The 18130-nt window shown below is 75.6% G+C and carries 19 protein-coding genes; 8 read left to right on the top strand and 11 right to left on the bottom strand.

All coding sequences use genetic code 11. The features are described 5' to 3' along the window. Nucleotides 1-18 precede the first annotated feature (18 nt). The gene (locus ZF1_RS17980; protein WP_062396020.1) at nt 19-993 is read right to left on the bottom strand and encodes a proteasome assembly chaperone family protein; all 975 of its coding nucleotides are present in this window, start codon (nt 991-993) and stop codon (nt 19-21) included. Between the two features lie 147 nt (nt 994-1140). On the opposite strand from ZF1_RS17980, the gene ZF1_RS17975 reads away from it, so the two are divergent. After that, nucleotides 1141-2439 (top strand): MFS transporter, encoded by a 1299-nt coding sequence (locus tag ZF1_RS17975; protein WP_482637859.1) that lies wholly within the window; start codon nt 1141-1143, stop codon nt 2437-2439. A 136-nt stretch (nt 2440-2575) separates the two neighbouring features. Here ZF1_RS17975 and ZF1_RS17970 read toward each other — a convergent pair whose 3' ends face one another. Next, the gene (locus tag ZF1_RS17970; RefSeq protein WP_405416486.1) at nt 2576-3277 is read right to left on the bottom strand and encodes a PadR family transcriptional regulator; all 702 of its coding nucleotides are present in this window, start codon (nt 3275-3277) and stop codon (nt 2576-2578) included. 290 nt (nt 3278-3567) lie between these two features. Between ZF1_RS17970 and ZF1_RS17965 the strand changes: the two genes are divergently transcribed. Further along, nucleotides 3568-3918 carry a hypothetical protein gene (locus ZF1_RS17965; RefSeq protein ID WP_178373413.1) on the top strand — a complete coding sequence of 117 codons (351 nt, stop codon included), beginning with the start codon at nt 3568-3570 and terminating at the stop codon, nt 3916-3918. Between the two features lie 16 nt (nt 3919-3934). Here ZF1_RS17965 and ZF1_RS17960 read toward each other — a convergent pair whose 3' ends face one another. Together ZF1_RS17960 and ZF1_RS17955 are read right to left on the bottom strand one after the other, a co-directional pair. Then, nucleotides 3935-4489: an NADAR family protein gene (locus ZF1_RS17960; RefSeq protein WP_224402097.1), complete on the bottom strand. Its 555-nt coding sequence runs from the start codon at nt 4487-4489 to the stop codon at nt 3935-3937. Nucleotides 4490-4500: 11 nt separating this feature from the next. Beyond that, on the bottom strand, nt 4501-4965 hold the full coding sequence (locus ZF1_RS17955; RefSeq protein ID WP_405416488.1) for a MarR family transcriptional regulator: 465 nt from the start codon (nt 4963-4965) through the stop codon (nt 4501-4503). A gap of 119 nt (nt 4966-5084) precedes the next feature. On the opposite strand from ZF1_RS17955, the gene ZF1_RS17950 reads away from it, so the two are divergent. Together ZF1_RS17950 and ZF1_RS17945 are read left to right on the top strand one after the other, a co-directional pair. Further along, the gene (locus tag ZF1_RS17950; protein WP_208824165.1) at nt 5085-5528 is read left to right on the top strand and encodes a CBS domain-containing protein; all 444 of its coding nucleotides are present in this window, start codon (nt 5085-5087) and stop codon (nt 5526-5528) included. A gap of 78 nt (nt 5529-5606) precedes the next feature. Next, a complete protein-coding gene (locus ZF1_RS17945) occupies nt 5607-6002 on the top strand; it encodes a YkvA family protein (RefSeq protein ID WP_482637858.1) in 396 nt (131 codons plus the stop codon). Here ZF1_RS17945 and ZF1_RS17940 read toward each other — a convergent pair. From ZF1_RS17940 to ZF1_RS17930, 3 genes are all read right to left on the bottom strand, one after another. Beyond that, nucleotides 5978-6448 carry a hypothetical protein gene (locus ZF1_RS17940; protein WP_145983027.1) on the bottom strand — a complete coding sequence of 157 codons (471 nt, stop codon included), beginning with the start codon at nt 6446-6448 and terminating at the stop codon, nt 5978-5980. The genes ZF1_RS17945 and ZF1_RS17940 overlap by 25 nt on opposite strands. A 113-nt stretch (nt 6449-6561) precedes the next feature. Continuing rightward, entirely contained in the window at nt 6562-7386 is an 825-nt protein-coding gene (locus tag ZF1_RS17935; RefSeq protein WP_482637857.1) for a glycerophosphodiester phosphodiesterase, read from the bottom strand. Nucleotides 7387-7497: 111 nt separating this feature from the next. Beyond that, a complete protein-coding gene (locus ZF1_RS17930) occupies nt 7498-8316 on the bottom strand; it encodes an SGNH/GDSL hydrolase family protein (RefSeq protein ID WP_405416492.1) in 819 nt (272 codons plus the stop codon). 492 nt (nt 8317-8808) lie between these two features. Between ZF1_RS17930 and ZF1_RS17925 the strand changes: the two genes are divergently transcribed. Further along, complete coding sequence (locus ZF1_RS17925) at nt 8809-9792, top strand: M23 family metallopeptidase (RefSeq protein ID WP_476651898.1); 984 nt, start codon at nt 8809-8811, stop codon at nt 9790-9792. 1 nt (nt 9793) lies between these two features. Here ZF1_RS17925 and sthA read toward each other — a convergent pair whose 3' ends face one another. Then, complete coding sequence (gene sthA, locus ZF1_RS17920; protein ID WP_482637856.1) at nt 9794-11233, bottom strand: Si-specific NAD(P)(+) transhydrogenase; 1440 nt, start codon at nt 11231-11233, stop codon at nt 9794-9796. Between the two features lie 57 nt (nt 11234-11290). Continuing rightward, complete coding sequence (locus ZF1_RS17915) at nt 11291-12784, bottom strand: FGGY-family carbohydrate kinase (RefSeq protein WP_482637855.1); 1494 nt, start codon at nt 12782-12784, stop codon at nt 11291-11293. A 103-nt stretch (nt 12785-12887) separates the two neighbouring features. Between ZF1_RS17915 and ZF1_RS17910 the strand changes: the two genes are divergently transcribed. After that, nucleotides 12888-14147 carry an FAD-binding domain-containing protein gene (locus tag ZF1_RS17910; RefSeq protein ID WP_482637854.1) on the top strand — a complete coding sequence of 420 codons (1260 nt, stop codon included), beginning with the start codon at nt 12888-12890 and terminating at the stop codon, nt 14145-14147. A 69-nt stretch (nt 14148-14216) separates the two neighbouring features. After that, nucleotides 14217-15371, top strand: a complete 1155-nt coding sequence (locus ZF1_RS17905; RefSeq protein WP_482637853.1) for a DUF4192 domain-containing protein — start codon at nt 14217-14219, stop codon at nt 15369-15371. A 17-nt stretch (nt 15372-15388) separates the two neighbouring features. Here the strand turns inward: ZF1_RS17905 and galE are convergent, their stop codons facing one another. Together galE and ZF1_RS17895 are read right to left on the bottom strand one after the other, a co-directional pair. Continuing rightward, complete coding sequence (gene galE, locus ZF1_RS17900) at nt 15389-16357, bottom strand: UDP-glucose 4-epimerase GalE (RefSeq protein ID WP_482637852.1); 969 nt, start codon at nt 16355-16357, stop codon at nt 15389-15391. A 15-nt stretch (nt 16358-16372) separates the two neighbouring features. After that, on the bottom strand, nt 16373-17089 hold the full coding sequence (locus tag ZF1_RS17895) for an iron-dependent transcriptional repressor DtxR (RefSeq protein ID WP_405416501.1): 717 nt from the start codon (nt 17087-17089) through the stop codon (nt 16373-16375). A gap of 72 nt (nt 17090-17161) precedes the next feature. On the opposite strand from ZF1_RS17895, the gene ZF1_RS17890 reads away from it, so the two are divergent. Then, nucleotides 17162-18100 carry a sulfurtransferase gene (locus ZF1_RS17890; RefSeq protein ID WP_482637851.1) on the top strand — a complete coding sequence of 313 codons (939 nt, stop codon included), beginning with the start codon at nt 17162-17164 and terminating at the stop codon, nt 18098-18100. Nucleotides 18101-18130: the final 30 nt, after the last annotated feature.

Below are 18130 nucleotides of genomic sequence, written 5' to 3'. Positions count from 1 at the left end.
CCGCCGGGGGAGGACCGGTCAGGTCGCGGGCGGCAGCGGGGGAGCGGGCGGCTCGTGCGGCGGCTCGTCGCCGGACTTCCCGCCCGGCTTGTCGTCGCCACCGCCGGCGAGGAAACGCTCGAACTCCGCGGCCAGCTCGTCGCCGCTGGGCAGCTCGCCGCCCTCCAGGCCGTCCCGCAGGTCACCGGACTCCCGGGCCGCGACGACCTGGTCGTACTGCTCCTCCAGCGCCGAGACGACCTGGCCGACCTCCTCCGACGCCGCCATCTGCTCGGCGATCTCGGACTCGGCCTGTTCGGCGGCACGGGTCAGCGTCTCGGTCGGCAGGTAGAGCCCCGCCGACAACCCCGCGTGGTCCAGCAGCACCCGCGCGGCCTGCGGGTACGCCGAGCGCGACAGGTAGTGCGGCACGTGCACGGCGTAGCCCACGACGTCCTGCCCGGCCTGCCCGAGGCGGTACTCCAGCAACGCCGCGGCACTGCCCGGGACGTCCGCGGTCGCGAACCACGGGGTGTGACCCTCCACCAGCTCCGGGCGGGTGCCGTGCGCGGTCACCCCGATCGGACGCGTGTGCGGCACGGCCATCGGGATGCCCTGCAACGTGATCACCAGCCGGATCCCGAGCTGCTCGACCAGCAGCCCGACCGCGGCGACGAACCGCTCCCACTGCATGTCCGGCTCCGGACCGGCGAGCAGCAGGTACTGCGTGTCCCCGGTGTCGGTCAGCGCGACGACGTCGAGCTCCGGCGGGTCGTAGTCGGCCCAGCGGTCGGTCTCGAACCGCAGCGGCGGGCGTCGCGACCGGTAGTCCACGAGCTGGTCGACGTCGAACCGGGCCACCCGGACCGCCTCGCGTTCGTCGGTCAGCGCGCCGACCGCGAGCGCACCCGCGTTGCCGGCGTCGACGAAACCGTCCAGCACGACGATCAGGACCGGCTCGTCGAGCGCCGGCGCGGCCGGATCGACCTGGTACAGCTGAGCGGGATCGAGCACCGGCGTCCTCCGAGTCGTGGCGTGCACCGCGACCCTATCCGGAGCCCGCGTCGGCCTGCCCGGGCGCGGTGTGACCACCGACCCCGTGTGACACGGCCCCGCCGGTACACCCCGCCCGCCCGGGATGGACCAGAATGGTCGTTCGTCATGCACACGTCACGTCGCGCTTACCTCGTCTGGTCCGCCGGTCTGTTCGCCTACGTCGTGGCGGTGCTGCAACGCAGCTCGTTCGGCGTCTCCGGGCTGGAGGCGGCGGAGCGGTTCGGTGCGTCCCCGACCGTGCTCGCCGGGTTCCTCGTCCTGCAGCTGCTGGTCTACGCCGCCCTCCAGGTGCCGGTCGGGCTGCTGCTCGACCGGTTCGGCGCCCGCACCATGGTCCTCGCCGGCGCCGTCACCATGACCGCGGCGCAGGTGCTCGTCGCACTCGCCACCTCGCTGCCGCTGGCCATCGCCGCCCGCGTGCTCGTCGGCGTCGGCGACGCCCTGACCTTCATCTCGGTGCTGTCGGTGCTGGCCACCTGGTTCGCGCCGCGCCGGGTGCCGCTGATGACGCAGATCACGGCGCTGCTCGGCCAGTTCGGCCAGGTGCTCTCCGCGATCCCGCTCGCCACCGTCCTGCACGCCTACGGCTGGACGACCGCGTTCCTGTCCGCCGCCGGGATCGGCGTCGTCGCCACGGTCGCGGTGCTCGCCGTGTTCCGCGACCGCCCGCCCGGCAGCCCGGCCCCGGCCCCGGCGAGCAGCCCCCGCGAGGTCGTCGACGGCCTCAAGGGCGCCTGGGCGCACCCGGGCACCCGCCTCGGGCTCTGGTCGCACGCCGGCACCCAGTTCTCCGGCCTGGTGTTCGCGCTGCTGTGGGGCGTGCCCTACCTCGTCGCCGGGCAGGGGATGGCCCCCACCGGCGCCTCGGTGATGCTGACCGTGCTCGTCCTCGCCGGCGCCGTCGTCGGCCCGGTGTTCGGCGAGTTCACCGCCCGCCACCCGCTGCGCCGCTCCTGGCTCGTGCTGTCGGTCATCGGCGCGACCGCGCTCGTGTGGACGGTCGTGCTGCTCGTCCCGCCGCCCGCGCCGCTGTGGCTGCTCGTGCTGCTCGTGGTGGTGCTCGCCGCGAACGGCCCCTGCTCGGCCGTCGGCTTCGACTACGCCCGCACCTTCAACCCCGCCCACCGGCGCGGCACCGCCGTCGGGATCGTCAACGTCGGCGGGTTCACCGCCTCGCTCACCACCACACTGCTGGTCGGGCTCGTGCTCAGCGTGTCCGGCGGCTACACCCCCGAGGCGTTCCGGCTGGCCTGGCTCGTGCAGTTCCCGATCTGGGCGCTCACCGCCGTCGCGGTCGTCCTCGCGCGGCGCAAGGCCCGCCGGGTGATGGCCGCCGAGGGCACCGTCGTCCCGCCACTGCGGGAGGCGCTGCGCCGCAACCGGCGCCGGCGACAGACCCGTTAGACGACGACGGGGGCGGGACCATCGCGGTCCCGCCCCCGTCGCCCACATCCGGCCCTCACCGAGAACCGGGTGCTCTCACCGAGCGTATGCTCGTTCGGCGAGCCTCACCCGGTGTGGTCTGCTCGTTCGGCGAGCCTCACTCGGCCAGCAGCCGGTACAGCGCCTTGCGGGCCTCGGTCAGCGCCTCGGTCGCCGACGCCACCTGCGCCTCGGAGCCGGCCTCGGCGACCTGCCGCGCGGCGGCGGCGAGCCGGCCGAGCTCGGTGACCAGGCCGGTCGCCGGGTCCGACTCGGCGGCCTCGGCGTCCTCGGCGAACGGCGCCCACACCGCGTCGAGCTCGGCGCGGTGCTCCTCGACGTGCCGGGTGCCCTCCTCGGTCAGGTGGACGACCCGACGGCCCTCGGTCTGCTCGGACCGGACCAGGCCCTCGTCCTCCAGCTGGGACAGCATCGGGTACACCGAGCCGGGGCTCGGCTTCCACTGCCCGCCGGAGCGGCCGGTGATCTCCTGGATGATCTCGTAGCCGTGCCGCGGGCCGTCGGCGACGACCGCGAGCACCGCGGTGCGCACGTCGCCGCGGGCACGCTTTCCGCGCCGGCCGCGGGGCCCGCCGGGGCCGAACCCGCCGGGACCGAACCCGCCCGGGCCGAAGCCTCCGGGGCCGAACGGGCCTCCGGGACCGAACGGGCCGCCGGGGCCGAACCCGCGGCCGGGACCGAAGCCCCGCCCGCCGGGCCCGCGTCCGTGGCGGTGGGCGCGACCGCGGCGGTGGCCGGGTCCGCCCTCGTCGCGGGGATCGTCACGGTCGTCGCCGTGGACGTCGGGGGTGTCGTGCATGGCTGCCTCCTCCGGGCCGCAGGGGAACCCGGCGCCGCGGTGGCCCCGGGGGTGTCGGTGGGTGCGGGGCCCGAAGGGGCTCCGGAACATGTCGCGCGTGGTCATGACGCGTGGTCCTCTCGTCGTGAGCCTCCTCGTCGATCGGCTCGTGTGCCATCACGATATATCGCGACTGCTCTGCGTTGCAACGGTGATGGTCTGAGAATGTCCTGAGGGTGCGCGGAGCGGCCCGTGGCGGGTTCACTGTCCCGGCGGGCCGGCGGGCGGTCCGCCGGATGTGAGGGGGAGTCGTGGGGCGTCACGACGCAGGAGCCGGCCCGGCCGGCGAGGCACCGGAGGACACGGCCGAGGAGCTCGACCTCAGCGATGTCTCCGCGGCGCAGCTGCGGGACCGGCTCTCCGCGCGGTCCGACGGCCGCGACGACCAGGTCGTCGACGCCGCGCGCGAGCTGCGGGCGAGCCTGGACCGGCTCGGCGCGGGTCTCGCGGCGCGGCGTGCGGCGCTCGTCGGACGGGCGGGGGAGATCGCCCGGGCCGCCGTGCCCTACGTCGGCGGCGCCGTCGCGACCGGGGTGGGGGCGGTGCTGGTGGCGCGCCGGGCCCGCCGTCCGCGCCGCTCCCGGTACCCCGGGGCGGTCTGACCGGGGCGGATCGGGGTCAGTGGCTCCCGAGCCCGGCGCGCACCCGCATCAGGGCGAAGCCCAGCAGGTTCCGGCCGGGCCAGCGGTCCGGCGCGCCGAGGTCGGGGTCGTCGGCGGCCAGGCCGATGCCCCAGATCCGGTCGACGGGGGAGGCCTCGACGAGCACCGCGTCGCCGGTACCCAGCAGGGCCGCGGTGAGCCGCTCGGCGGAGCGGAACTTGGCCCGGTTGCCCTCGACGACGACCTCGACCCGGTGCGCGGCCCACACCTGCGAGTCGAAGCCCCGGACCTCGCGCCCGGCCCGCTTGGCGGTGTCCGGGTCGTCGTCGGACAGGACGCGGGCGAGCGCGTCGTCGTCGCCGAAGGTGCGGGCCTTGGCCGCCATCATCCAGTGCTCGGCGGTGGCGTAGCGGACCCCGTCGACGACGAACGGCGACGGATGCCACTGGCTCAGCACGTGCACGTCGCCCGGTGCGGGCTCGGAGCCCCAGAACGGGACGAACCGCGGGCGCGCCCCCGCCGCGACGGCGGCCCGCAGGGAGGCGACGTCGGTCGGGGCGTCCTCGCTCACGCCCTCCGATCCTAGGGCGTCGGCGGGGCCGCCGCGTCGGCCAGCGCGGACAGCAGCTCGGCCGCACCCACCCGTCGCTCGGGCGGTACCCGGCCCAGCAGGTCGGCGACCGCGGCGCGACGGTGGGCGTCGACCTCGCCGATCAGCTCCCGTCCGGCCGGGGTCAGCTCGACGAGCAGGTGTCGCCGGTCGTCCGGGTCGGGGCGGCGTTCGACCAGGCCGGCCCGCCCGAGGCGCACGAGCACCCGGGTGGCGTTCGACGGGTGGACGTCGAGTTCACGCCCGACCGCGGTGACGTTGGTGCGCCCCGCGTCCGCGATCAGCATGAGGACCCGCAGCTGGGGCACGGTCACGGCGTCCCCGGCCGCCGCCACCGCGCGCACGCTGATGCCGGTGAACGCGCGCGCGAGCGCCAGGCCCGCCTCCACCGTCGCGCCGTCCGGGTGATCCCGCTCTCGGCCGTGTGCGTCGGTCATCCCCGTCCACCTCCCTCACCAGCGATCTTTACTCCGCGCTGACCGTTGCGGCGATCAATCTCTGCCATTGCACAACTACTGCGCAAGCGCAACAATAGGGACGTCGAAGGGAGAGTTCCATGAAGGTGTCGGACATCCTGCGGATCAAGGGCGACACGGTGCACACCGTGTTGTCGTGGAACACCATCGCCGAGGCCGCGACCCGGCTCGCCGGTCCGCCGGCGATCGGCGCGCTCGTCGTCTCCGACGACGGCCGTCGCGAACGCGTCGACGGCATCGTCTCCGAACGCGACATCGTGCGCCGGCTCGCCACCGACGGCGCGGGCCTGCTGGATCTCACCGTCGCCGACGTCATGACCCGCCACGTCGTGACCTGTTCGCCGGAGGACTCGCTGACCGAGGCCATGGGTCTGATGAACCGCTGGCGCCACCGCCACCTGCCCGTCGTCGACGGCGGACGGCTCGTCGGGATGATCAGCATCGGTGACGTCGTCAAGCAGCGGCTGGCCGAGATGAGCACCGAGGCCGGGGTGCTGCGCGACATCTACCTCGCCTCGCACTGACCCCGCCCCCGGTCGTCCCCGGTGTGACGTGACCGTTTCGCCGGGAACGACCGGGGTGCGCCGTGCGTTGGACCGGACATGACTGCAGCGAGTGCCACCGCAGGTCGCCGCGCCGGCCGCACGGCCGCGTTCGCGACACTGTTCCGTGCCCTCACCCGTCGCGGCCGCCCCGGCGAGCCCGGCCCCGTCGGACGGTTCCGGGCACTGCCCGCCATGGCCGGCGACGCCTGGCGCGGCACCTACCCGCACCTCGGCAAGGGCCGGGTCGCGCTGTTCCTGATGGCCCTGGCCTACCTGGTGTCGCCGGTCGACCTGGTGCCCGAGGCGTTCCTGACCGTGTTCGGCCTCGGCGACGACGCGGTCGTCGCGATGTGGCTGGGCGGGGCCCTGCTGGTCGAGGCCGACCGCTACCTGGGGTGGCGGCGTACCGCACCGGTCGTCGTCGACGGTCAGGTGCAGGTCGACCGCACGTAGTCCCGGATCCGCTGCGACGCGGCCTGGTACTCCGGGTCCGCCCGGTCCTGCGCGATCCCCGGGTCACGGGCGACGGCGAGGGTGTCCCCGCCGTTGGCCTCCAGCAGGGCGAGCTGACGCTCGACGAGCTGGTCCACCCGCTCGAAGTCCGCGCGGATCTCCTGCGGTGCGAGCGAGGTGACCTGCTGGTTCGCCTGCCGGACGTTCGCGGTGACCTCGCCGACGTCGGAGATCGAGCGGCCGATGCCCACCCCGTTGAACGGTTGGGTGGCGGTCCGGCTCGCCTCGACGGCGTCGCAGAAGGGGCTGGAGGGGCGGTTCTGGGTCGTGACGACCGTGCGGGACGACGAACCCGGCTGGGTCGCCAGCGAGCTGCCGCAGCCCCCCACCAGGAGCAGGGCCAGTGCCGCCGGGACGAGCAGTCCTGGCCGCCGTACAGCCGTCATCCCCGATCCTCCGCTCACCGGCGGGGAAGGTGTCCGCGCCGCGAGGAGAAGTCTAGGGCGCGTGGTGTGAGGTGGATGTCGGCGGTGGGTCGGCGGCGCGGACGCGGATCGGGTCAGCCCGCGAGGACCGTCCGCAGCACCGCGGGCCGGTCGGTGATGATCCGGTCTACCCCGGTGTCCGCGATCCGCCGCATGTCGTCGGGGGCGTCGACCGTGTACGTCCCGGTCTGCATCCCGCGCGCCGCGACCTCGGCGACCAGTGCCGCGTCGACGACCTCGAACGACGGGTTGATCTGGGTGACCCCGTGGGCGGCGGCGTCGTCGAGCTGCGCCGCGGTCGGGCGCCCGTCGAACAGCCATCCGGCCGGGACGTCCGGGGCGGCCTCGGCGAAGCTGCGCATCACGTCGTGGTCGAAGGACTGCACGACGACCCCGCGCCGGCCGTCGACCTCGTAGGCGACCTCCTTCTCCACTCCCGGGTACCGCGCCGGGTCCTTCAGCTCGACCAGCAGGTCCGCGCGGCCGCGGAGCCGGTCGGCGAACTCCCCGAGGGTCGGGATGCGTTCCCCGGCGGAGGCGGGGGAGAACCAGGACCCGGCGTCGAGACGGCGCAGCTCGGCGAGGGTGAACGCACCGACCGCTGCCAGGGCGCGGGTGGGGAAGACCCGTGCGACGTCGGTGGTGCGGGCCAGCGTGGCGTCGTGGACGAGCACGAGGTGGCCGTCCGCGGTGCGCTGGACGTCGACCTCGACGGCGTCGGCCCGCTGGACCAGTGCCTCGTCGGCGGCGGCGAGGGTGTTCTCCGGGGCGTCGGCGGAGGCGCCGCGGTGCGCGACGACCTCCGGACCGGACCGGGGACGGTCGGTGTCGGCGAGGGCGGACGTGGCCGTCGCGAGGAGGGCGGCCGGGACGAGGAGGGTGCCGAGCAGGCGTCGCACGAGGTGGGTCCTCAGGATCGGGGGCGGTGCCTGGGAACCATCGTGGCGTGGCCGGTCCGGCCGGTGTCGAGCGGGTGTCCGCCGGGGGACGAGCGGGCGAGGACCTGGTGGTCAGGGGAGGGTGACCGCCGCCTCGAACGCGGGCAGGTAGCCGTCGCGGTAGCCCTGGGCGGTCGGGTGGTAGACCGCCGGGGCCGACGCGGGCGGGGGAGTGATCCACGGGTCGGCGGAGCAGACCCCGTGCCCGGCGAAGGCGGCGCGGACGTCGACGAACCGGCCCCGGAACCGCCCTGCCGCGTCGGCGAGGGCGGCGTCGAGGGTGTCCGCCGCCCGGTTCAGCGCCTCGCGGCGGACGGCGTTCGGGACGCCGGGGACGTCGCAGTCGGCGCCCGGCTCGAACAGCCGCGGGTAGCCCAGGACCAGGATCGTCGCGCCGGGGGCCTGCAGCCGGACCCCGACGATGGTCGAGATCAGCCCGCCGGGCGCGACCCAGCGGGCGGCACGCTCCCCGCCCCGGACGGCGCGCAGGCAGGTCTCGTCGTCGCGGGCGGTGCTGCAGGCGGCCAGGACCGGACCGAACCCGGTGTCGTTGCCGCCGACGGTGATCGTCACCAGGGTGGTGTCCGCGGAGACGGTGCGCACCTGCCGGGCGATCACCTCGCCGCTGGTGGCGCCGCTGCAGGCGACGCTGACGAACGACGCCGGGTCGTGCCGGGCCGCCCACAGTGCCGGGTAGGACGCGGTGCTGCGCCGGCAGTCGCCGGTGGCCGGGTCCGGCCGGGCCCCGACGCCCGCGGCGTAGGAGTCACCGAGCGCGACGTACCGGACGGGGGCGGCGGCCGCGGTGGCCGGTGCCGGGTCGGCGAGGGCCGCCGGCGCCAGGACGACCAGCAACGCGCACGTCAGCAGGGGGACCAGGAGGCGGCGCACCCATCCAGACAACCCGCGCGACACCGTGACGGCAATCCGGGCACCGGGTGAGCGGGTGCACGCGCCGTCGACGACGGGGTGCGCCGAACGGGTCCCGGGCCGGCCGCCTGCGCGGAGCGCGCGTCGCGGAGCCACCGCGCACGCGTCCTCACCGTGGGTGAGGGCGTGGACCGCGACGCCCCCGGCCACGACCACTCGGCCGCCGCGCGCGGCCGACGGAAAGCCCAGCTCAGGGCCCTGTCCGAGGTGGACCGGCCGGGCCGGCGCCACGGTGAACGGCAGGTGGCCGGGGCGAGTGGCCGGCGGCGTCCGCTCACCGCCCGCAACGTCCCGTCGGTCTCGTGATCACCCGATCGGGTTCTTCCGTCCGTTGCGTCCGGCTAGCGTCGGTGCCAGATCACGGAACGGTCACGAACCGGACGCGGCTCCTCCCCAGGGGGCCGCCCGCTCCCCACGGGTTGTCCGCCGTTCCGGGATCCGGAAGGAAGGGTCGTGGCACGGCATCGCTCCCCCCGGAGCCGTCAGGCGAGCCTCGCGCTCCTGGCCCCGCAGTTCGCGGTGGCCGGGATCGGGGTCCCGGTCGGCTCGTTCCCCGCAGGTCCGCACGTCCGGCGCGCCCGTGACGCCGGGGCCGAGGACGGCTCACGCTGGGCGGCCTCGACCCGGATCACCGCCGCCGTCGTCGCGGTGGGCGGCATCGCCGCCACCGCCCACGCGGGTGTCGGCTCCGGCGACCTGTCCGCGACCGTGACGTCCTGGTTCGACACGGCGGGATCGTCGTCGGTGTCGAGCCAGGACGCCGCGCTCCCCGCCGCCGTGCCCGCCCCGCGGGCCGCCGCGGACGACGCCGCCTCGCCGATCGCGGACCCGGCCACCATCGCCTCGCTGGCCGCTCCGGCCGCCGCCCCCTCGGCGGCCGCGCGCACCGTCGCCGTCGCCGACACCGGCCGCGCCAGGGCCGCCTCCGCGGTCCAGGCCGCCACCGCCTCGGTCGACCAGGTCCGCAAGGCCGCCGAGGAGCGCGCCCGGGCGGTCGAGGCCGCCCGCGCCGCGGGTGCCACCGGCGCGCTGCAGTCCGCCTCCGCAGGCGGTGCGGTGTCGATCGTGACCGGCCGGGTCACCTCGGGCTTCGGTTCCCGCTGGGGCACGAAGCACATGGGCCTCGACATCGCCGCCCCGATCGGTACCCCGATCCACGTACCGATCGCCGGCACCGTCATCAGCTCCGGCCCCGCCAGCGGGTTTGGTATGTGGGTCCGGGTCCGGCACGCCGACGGCACGGTCACCGTCTACGGCCACATCAACCGCTCGCTGGTCTCGGTCGGCCAGAAGGTGGCGGCAGGCCAGCAGATCGCCGAGGTCGGCAACCGCGGCCAGTCCACCGGCCCGCACCTGCACATCGAGGTCGTCGATCCGAGCGGAACCAAGATCAACCCGAAGCCGTGGCTCGACGCGAACGGGTTCCGCTACACCTGAGTCAGGAGTTCTGGACCGACTCCAGCGCACGGATCTTGTTCGTGGCGTCCAGCGCGGCGACCTTGTACGCCTCCGACAGCGTCGGGTAGTTCAGGACGGTGTCGACGAGGTAGTCCACCGTCCCGCCACAGCCCATGATGGCCTGCCCGATGTGCACGAGGTCGGTGGCGTTCGTGCCGAACACGTGCACCCCGAGCAGCCGGTGGTCCTCGGGCGACACCAGCAGCTTGAGCATGCCGTAGGAGTCGCCGACGATCGCTCCGCGCGCGAGCTCGCGGTAGCGCGACAGCCCGGTCTCGTACGGGATCGACGCCGCCGTCAGCTCGGCCTCGGTCCGCCCGCAGAACGAGATCTCCGGGATCGTGTAGATGCCGATCGGCTGCAGCTCGTGCAGCTCGCGGACGGGCTCGCCGAACAGGTGGTAGGCGGCGAGCCGACCCTGGTCCATGCTCGTCGACGCCAGGGCCGGGAACCCGATCACGTCGCCGACCGCCGCGATGTGCTCGACCGAGGCCCGGTACTGCTTGTCGACCTCGATGCGCCCCCGGTCGTCGGCCCGCACACCGGCCGCGTCCAGGCCCAGCTCCTCGGTCATGCCCTGGCGGCCCGCCGAGTACATGACCATGTCGGCCGGGATCTTCTTCCCGCTGGCCAGGCTGGTCACCGTGCCGCGGCCGTTCACCTCGACCGCGGACACCTCCTCGCCGAACCGGAACGTGACCGCCGAGTCGCGCAGGTGGAACTTCAGCGACTCCACGACCTCCGGGTCGCAGAACCCGAGCATCGAGTCCCGCTTCTCCACCACGGTCACCCGCGTGCCGAGCGCGGCGAACATCGAGGCGTACTCGATGCCGATCACCCCCGCGCCGACGACGACCATCGAGCCCGGCACCCGGCCCAGCTGCAGCACCTGGTCGGAGTCGACGACCCGCTCGCCGTCGAACGCGACGGTGTCCGGGCGGGCCGGGCGGGCCGGGCGGGTCCCGGTCGCGACGACGAAGTTCGAGGCGGTGACCTGGTTGTGGTCACCCCGCCCCGTCCCCTCGACGACGACGGTGTGCGGGTCGGTGAAGCGCGCCGTCCCGGTCAGGATGTCGACGTGGTTGCGCAACAGCTGGCTGCGCACGATCTCGGTCTCGCGGCCGATCACGTGCCGGGTGCGGGCCAGCAGGTCGTCGATGGTGATCTCGGACTTGACCCGGTAGCTGGCGCCGTACATCTCGCGCTGGCTGAACCCGGACAGGTACAGCACCGCCTCGCGCAGCGTCTTCGACGGGATGGTGCCGGTGTTGACGCAGACCCCGCCCATCATGTGGCCGCGGTCGGCGATCGCCACCCGCTTCCCGAGCTTCGCCGCGGCGATCGCGGCCTTCTGCCCCCCGGGACCGGAGCCGATCACCAGCAGGTCGTAGTCGTGGGCGGGTGACTCGTCGGCACTCACCCGCCCAGCGTGGTGGCCGCCGCGCCGCGCGGCAACCACGCCGGTGTGAACAGCGTGTCACGCGCGGTAGGAGCGTCTCCGTTCGTCGGCGAGGAAGTGCGCGGTCTCCCGGGTGGCGGTGTAGAGCGAGCGGTAGTGCGGGTGGAAGCGGTCGTAGACCTCGCGGGCCGCCGGGTCCGGCTCGACCGTGCGGGCGACCGGGTTCCAGTCGCGCAGCCGCGGCTCGGCCCCGGTCGCGACGGCGGCCAGCCACGCGTCGCCGAGCGCGGCGCCGACGGTCTGCTCCGGCACGTCCTGCGGGACCCCGGTCACGTCGGTGACGATCCGGGTCCACAGCCCGCCCTGCACCCCGCCGCCGACGGCGACCAGGCGCTTCGTGCCGCCGCCCGCGGACCGCATGACCTCCAGGTTGTGCCGGACGCCGTGCGCGATGCCCTCCAGCGCGGCCCGGTAGACCTCGCCGCGGGTGTGCCCGGTGGTCAGCCCGGCGAGCACGCCGCGGGCGCCCGGGTCGAACAGCGGGGTCCGCTCCCCGGCGAAGTAGGGGAGCAGCAGCAGCCCGCCGCTGCCCGGCGGCACCTCCGCGGCCTCGGCGACGAGCCCGGTGAAGCCCTCCCCGGTGAGGTCGCGCAGCCAGTTCGTGATCGCCCCGGACGTCGCCATCCCCGCGGCCAGGGTGAACGACCCCGGTACGACGCCGCGGGTCGTCCACATCGCCGGGTGCGGGTGCGGGCGGTCGATGACCTCGATGAGGAACATCGTCGTCCCGTACATGACCATGACCTCCCCGGCGCCGGTGACGCCGGCGCTGGTGGCCTCGGCCCAGGCGTCGACGGTGCCGGCGGTGACCGGCAGCCCCTCCGGCAGCCCGGTCGCGGCGGCCGCCGCCGCGCTCACCCGCCCGGCGACCTCGGTCGGCCACAGCAGCCGGGGCAGCGTGATGCCCGGGGCGGTGCGCTCGGCCCAGTCGGGCGCCCAGTCCGCGGCGGCCAGGTCGTACATCGGGTCGCACTGGCTGGCCGAGTGGTGGTCGAGCACGTACTCGCCGGTGAGCCGGTGCACCAGGTAGGACGAGCACATCAGGAACATCTCGGTGCGGTCGAACACCTCCGGCTCGTGCCGGGCCAGCCACCGCCACTTCGGCCCCACCGCCTGCGAGGACAGCGGTGTCCCGGCCCGGGCCAGGATCGCGTCCTCGCCCAGCTCCGCGTTCAGCTCGTCGATCTCGGTGCCGGCGCGGGTGTCGACGCCGTAGAGGATCGCCGGGCGCAGCGGGCGGCCGTCGCCGTCGGCGGGGAGCAGGGTCGGCCCGATCCCCGACACCCCCAGCCCGGCGAGCTCGGTGCCGTCGTCGAGGGCGGGCAGCAGCTCCCGCACGACCGCGACGAAGTCGCCCCACCAGACGGCCTCGGCGTCGTGCTCCACGTGGCCGGGCAGCGGCTGTGCGGTCTCGTGCGCCCGGTCGGCCCGGGCCAGTACCCGGCCGCGGGCGTCGACGAGGACGCCCTTCGAACCCGACGTACCGATGTCGACGCCCAGATACACGTGCATGGGACGTTCCTACCGTCCCCCGCCCGCGGTGCACACAGAACGGGCGCAGAACATTCGTGCAGGTCGACGCGCGCGGTGGGCCGGGGCGCCGCAGACTTCTCCGGTGCAGCTGCCCACACCCCACCCGGACACCGCGACCGACTGGGTGCGCGAGCACCTCGGTGAGCTCTGCCGCGACGAGCCCGTCGCCTCCGGAGCGTTCCGGGGCGGGCAGACCGCGGCCGACGCCGCCGTCGCGGCACTGGACCTGACCGGCTATGCGAAGCGGCGCAACGAGGTGCTGCCGGTGTCGCGGCGCGGTGCGACGGCGCTGTCGCCGTGGATCCGGCACGGGCTGGTCGACCTGCCGACCGCCTGGGACGCCGCCGCCGACGCCCCGCCGCGCGACCGCGCCAAGTTCCGCGACGAGCTGTGCTGGCAGGAGTACGCCCGCCACCTCTACGCCCGGCTCGGTACCCGCACCCGCTCCGCCCTGCGCGCGGCCCCCGCCCGCGCCGAACAGGGATGGGACGAGCCGTGGCCCGCCGAGATGGCCTGCGTCGACGCCTGCCTCACCGAGCTGCACACCGACGGCTGGCTGGTGAACCAGACCCGCATGTGGCTGTCCTCGCAGTGGACCGTGCGCGCCGGGCACGAGTGGGCGGGCGGGGAGAGCGAGTTCTTCGCGCACCTGCTCGACGGCTCCCGCGCGGCGAACCGGCTCGGCTGGCAGTGGACCGTCGGCGCCGGCACCGGCAAGCCCTACGGCTTCTCCCGCTGGCAGGTCCGCAAGCGCGCCCCGCAGCTGTGCGGGAGCTGCGCGCTGTCCGACGCCTGCCCGATCGAGCACTGGCCCGCCGATCCGCCGTCGCGCCCGGCCCCCGAGCACGACCCGCGGCTGCGCTCGGACCCCGACCCGGAGACGACCGGGGGGCCGGCCGCCCCGGTCTCCACCGGCGCCGCGCCGGAGGCGGTGTGGCTGACGGCGGAGTCGCTCGGCGACGCCGACCCCGCCCTCGACGCCCACCCGGACCTGCCCGCGGTGTTCGTGTTCGACGAGCCGCTGCTGCGCCGGCTGCGGCTGTCCGGCAAACGGCTGGTGTTCCTCGCGCAGACCCTCGCCGACCTGGGTGAACGCCGTGCCGTGCTGGTGCACCGCGGCGTCGTCGCCGACGAGCTCGACGGCACGCCCGTCGCGGTCACCCACGCCCCGGTCCCCGGGTTCACCACGCGCTCCGCCGCCGTCCGCCCGGTCGTGGTGCACCCCTGGCCGTGGCTGTACCGCCCGCACGCCGGTCCGGTCACCTCGTTCACCGCGTGGCGCAGGCGACTGCCCCGGCGTGGGGGGAAACCATCCACGACACCCCCTCGGCAAGGGGTGTGAGGCGGGACCGTCCACAGCCGGTCGGGTGACGGCGTTCCGCACGTCCCGGCCCGCGACGACGGTGGCGGTATGACCGCCTGCCCCCAGCCCGACCCCCTCCCCGGCCCCGGCCCCGGCCCGTCGCCGGGGTCGGAGGACCTGCCCGCCACCGGATGGCCCCCCGGCACCGCGTCCGGTCCCGGTCTGCGGCTCGACCGGCCCGCCGAGCTGATCGCCGCGGTCCCGGTGCTGCTCGGCTTCCACCCCCGGGACTCGCTGGTGCTCGTCTCGGTCACCGGGCCGCACCTCCACGACCGGCTGGGGCTCACCGTGCGGGTCGACCTGCCGCGCTCGTCGGCGTCGGCCCGCCGGGTGTGCCGGGAGGCGGTCGGGGTGCTCGCCGGGGAACGGCCCGCCCGGGCACTGGCGCTCGTCGTGCGCGACCCGGGCCCCGCCGGGCCGGGTCCCCGGCGGAGCCGCCGGGACGTGGGGGCCGCCGCGCGGCGGGAGCTGCTCGACGCCGGGATCGAGCCGATCGCGGCACTCTGGGCGACCGGTACCCGGGCGGGGGACCGGTGGGGCTGCTTCGACCTGCCCTGCACCTGCGGCGGGCTGCTGCCCGACGCCGCGTCGACCACGCTCGGGGTCACGGCCGCGGTCCGCGACGGCCGGGCCGTCCTGCCCGACCGCGCCGCGGTGCTCGCCCCGCTCGACTCCGACGCCGGCACCCGTCGTCGCCGGGCCCGGTTGCGCGACACCGGCGCCGCACCGGCCCGGGTAGGTGCCGCGACCGGCACCGCCCTGCTCGACGCCTGCCTGGACGAGGCCGCGGCGAGCCGGCTCGTCGTGGACGACGGGCTGGCGCTGGCCCTGTGCGGCGCCCTCGACGTCGGCGACGTGCGCGACGAGGCGCTGCGCCGCTGCCTGGGCCCCCGCGCGGCGGACGCAGAGCAGCTGTGGGCGGTGCTGGTCGCGGCCCTGCCGTCACCGCAGCGGGCGCACCCGCTGGCCCTGCTCGCGGTGTGCGCCCTGCTGCGCGGCGACGGCGCGCTCGCGACCGGGGCGACGGAGCGGGCGCTGGCCGAACGGCCCGACCACGTCCTCGCCGGGGTGGTGGCGGCGAGCCTGCACGGCACCCGCGACCCGCGCTCACCCGCCGCACGGTGGGCGGGCCCGGGCGGGCTGCGGCGGCTGCTCACCGCGATGCTCGACCCGGACGCGCCCGACGACACGGCCGCCCGGTGAGCCGGCCCCGGGCCGGTTCAGCGGGACCGGGCGAACTCCCAGGCGTCGCCGACGATCTCGGCGATCGCGGTCCGCGACGGCTTCCAGCCCAGATGCTGCGCGGCCTGCTCGCTCGAGGCCACCAGCACCGCGGGGTCACCGGCGCGGCGCGGCGCGACGACGGCCGGGATCGGGTGCCCGGTCACCGCGCGGCAGGCCTCGACCACCTCGAGCACGGAGAACCCGTGACCGCTGCCGAGGTTGTAGATGTCGTGCCGCCCCGCGACGGCGTGGGTCAGCGCGAGCAGGTGGGCCTCGGCGAGGTCGTCGACGTGGATGTAGTCGCGCACGCAGGAGCCGTCGGGGGTGGGCCAGTCGTCGCCGTAGACCGAGATCGACTCGCGGGTGCCCGCGGCGACCTGCAGGACCAGCGGGATCAGGTGGGTCTCGACCGCGTGCCGCTCCCCGAGCGGGGTGTCGCCGGACAGGTGCGCCCCGGCGACGTTGAAGTACCGCAGGCTCGTCGCGGCCAGGCCGTGCGCCGTCGCGTAGGAGGTGATCATGTGGTCGATCGCGAGCTTGCTCGCCCCGTAGGGGTTGGTCGGCCGGGTCGGCGCGGTCTCCGGGATCGGGACCTGCTCCGGCTCGCCGTACGTGGCGGCGGTGGAGGAGAACACCAGCCGCGGTACCGCGTGCTCCCGGACGGCCTCGAGCAGCCGGAACGACGCCACGACATTGCCGTCCCAGTACTTCTCGGGCTTCTCGACGGACTCCCCGACCAGCGAGCGGGCGGCGTAGTGCAGCACGCCGTCGAACCCGCCGCGGCCCAGGACCTCCCCGGCGCGGGTCCCGAGCTCACCCTCGACGAGCTCCGCGCCCGCGGGCACGGCGTCGCGGTGGCCGGTGGACAGGTCGTCGAGCACGACGACCTCGTGGCCGGCGTCGAGCAGGTGCGCGGCGCACACGCTGCCCACGTAGCCCGCGCCGCCGGTGACGAGCAGCTTCACGTGTGCGGATCCTCCTCAGACGGCGCGGACGAGCACGGCGTGCGCGACCGGCGGAGCGACGGTCGACTTCTCGTCGTCCGAGCTCACCGGCACCGGGTCGCCGAAGCGGGAGATCGGGCCGACGTCGATCGCGTTGCCGGGCACGATCCCCGCGAGCTTCAGCTCGCCCATGAGGTCGGAGTCCAGCTGCACGTGCTCGGCGATCCGCCTGATCTCGACGCGACCGCCACCGCGGCGGGCCAGTTCGTCGAGCCGCTGCAGGCCGACCTCGAGCGTGGGCGGCACCGACGACGACGTCGATGCGTCGTCCCCGCGCTCCAGCTCCTCCAGACCCGGGATCGGGTTGCCGTAGGGCGACACGGTCGGCTTGTCGAGCAGGCGGAGCAGCTTCCGCTCGACGTCCTCGCTCATCACGTGCTCCCAGCGGCACGCCTCGGCGTGGACGAGCTCCCACTCGAGCCCGATCACGTCGATCAGCAGCCGCTCGGCGAGGCGGTGCTTGCGCATGACGGCGACGGCACGGCCGCGGCCCTCGTCGGTCAGCTCGAGGTGGCGGTCCCCGGCCACGACGACGAGTGCGTCGCGTTCCATTCGGGCCACCGTCTGGCTGACGGTCGGCCCGCTCTGTCCGAGGCGTTCGGCGATCCGCGCGCGCAGCGGGACGACGCCTTCCTCCTCGAGTTCGTAGATGGTGCGGAGGTACATCTCCGTGGTGTCGATGAGGTCGTTCACGTGGGGCCCCTTCGTTCGACGTCCAGTCTACCCAGCGCGGCTCCCGCGCACGGCGAGCCCGTCCGGGGCAGGATGGGCCGCGTGTCCGGATCCATGATCCCCCCTGCCGAACTCGCCGGCCTGCTGGGACCCGCCCCGGCCGCCGGCACCGTGCGGCCCGTGGTGCTCGACGTCCGGTGGCGTCTGGTCGGCCCGCCCGGACGCGAGGACCACGATGCCCACCGGATCCCCGGTGCGGTGTTCGTCGACCTCGACACCGAGCTGTCCGCGGGCCCCGCGCGCCCCGGCCCCGGCGGGCGCCACCCGCTGCCGGAACCCGCTGCGCTGCAGGAGGTCCTGCGCCGGGCCGGGATCCGGGACGACGCCGGCGACCAGCTCGTCGTCGCCTACGACGACCTCGACGGCTCGGTCGCCGCGCGCGCCTGGTGGCTGCTGCGCTGGGCCGGCGTCGCGCCCGGCCGGGTCCGGGTGCTCGACGGCGGGTTCGCCGGCTGGCAGGCCGCGCGGCTGCCGATCGCCGGCACCGGCCCGGGTGCCGAGGCGCCGGAACCGGAGCCCCTGCCGCCCGGCGATCTGGTGGTCCGGCCGGGCGGGATGCCCGTCGTCGACGCCGACGGGGCCGCCGCGCTGGCCCGCGACGGCGTGCTCCTCGACGCCCGCGCCGCCGCCCGCTTCCGCGGCGAGACCGAGCCGGTCGACCCGCGCGCCGGGCACGTCCCCGGTGCCCGCAGCACCCCGGCCGCGGCGAACACCGGCCCGGACGGGCGCTGGCAGCCCGCCGGCACGCTGGCCGAGCGCTTCCGCGCCGCCGGCGTCGCACCCGGTGTCGCGACCGGCGCCTACTGCGGGTCAGGCGTCAACGCCTGCGCCCTGGTGCTCGCGCTGGAGGAGTCCGGCCTCACCACCCCGGACGCCCCGGCCGCGCTGTACCCGGGGTCTTGGTCGGAGTGGAGCGCCGACCCGGACCGCCCGGCCGAGACCGGGGACCGGCCGTGGGCCGCGCGGGAGTGACCGCGCCCGCCGGCCTGGCATACGGTTCCG

The organism is Pseudonocardia sp. ZF1 (genome assembly GCF_056835605.1).
Note: the sequence above shows the minus strand (reverse complement) of the source record. Positions and strands in the feature narration are given on the sequence as shown.

Excerpts from the sequence above, each read along its gene's own strand:
- ZF1_RS17975 (WP_482637859.1), top strand. The coding sequence starts at position 1,141 with ATGCACACGTCACGTCGCGCTTACCTCGTCTGGTCCGCCGGTCTGTTC.
- ZF1_RS17970 (WP_405416486.1), bottom strand. The coding sequence starts at position 3,277 with ATGCACGACACCCCCGACGTCCACGGCGACGACCGTGACGATCCCCGC.
- ZF1_RS17955 (WP_405416488.1), bottom strand. The coding sequence starts at position 4,965 with ATGACCGACGCACACGGCCGAGAGCGGGATCACCCGGACGGCGCGACG.
- ZF1_RS17950 (WP_208824165.1), top strand. The coding sequence starts at position 5,085 with ATGAAGGTGTCGGACATCCTGCGGATCAAGGGCGACACGGTGCACACC.
- ZF1_RS17945 (WP_482637858.1), top strand. The coding sequence starts at position 5,607 with ATGACTGCAGCGAGTGCCACCGCAGGTCGCCGCGCCGGCCGCACGGCC.
- ZF1_RS17940 (WP_145983027.1), bottom strand. The coding sequence starts at position 6,448 with ATGACGGCTGTACGGCGGCCAGGACTGCTCGTCCCGGCGGCACTGGCC.
- ZF1_RS17915 (WP_482637855.1), bottom strand. The coding sequence starts at position 12,784 with ATGCACGTGTATCTGGGCGTCGACATCGGTACGTCGGGTTCGAAGGGC.
- ZF1_RS17905 (WP_482637853.1), top strand. The coding sequence starts at position 14,217 with ATGACCGCCTGCCCCCAGCCCGACCCCCTCCCCGGCCCCGGCCCCGGC.
- ZF1_RS17890 (WP_482637851.1), top strand. The coding sequence starts at position 17,162 with ATGGGCCGCGTGTCCGGATCCATGATCCCCCCTGCCGAACTCGCCGGC.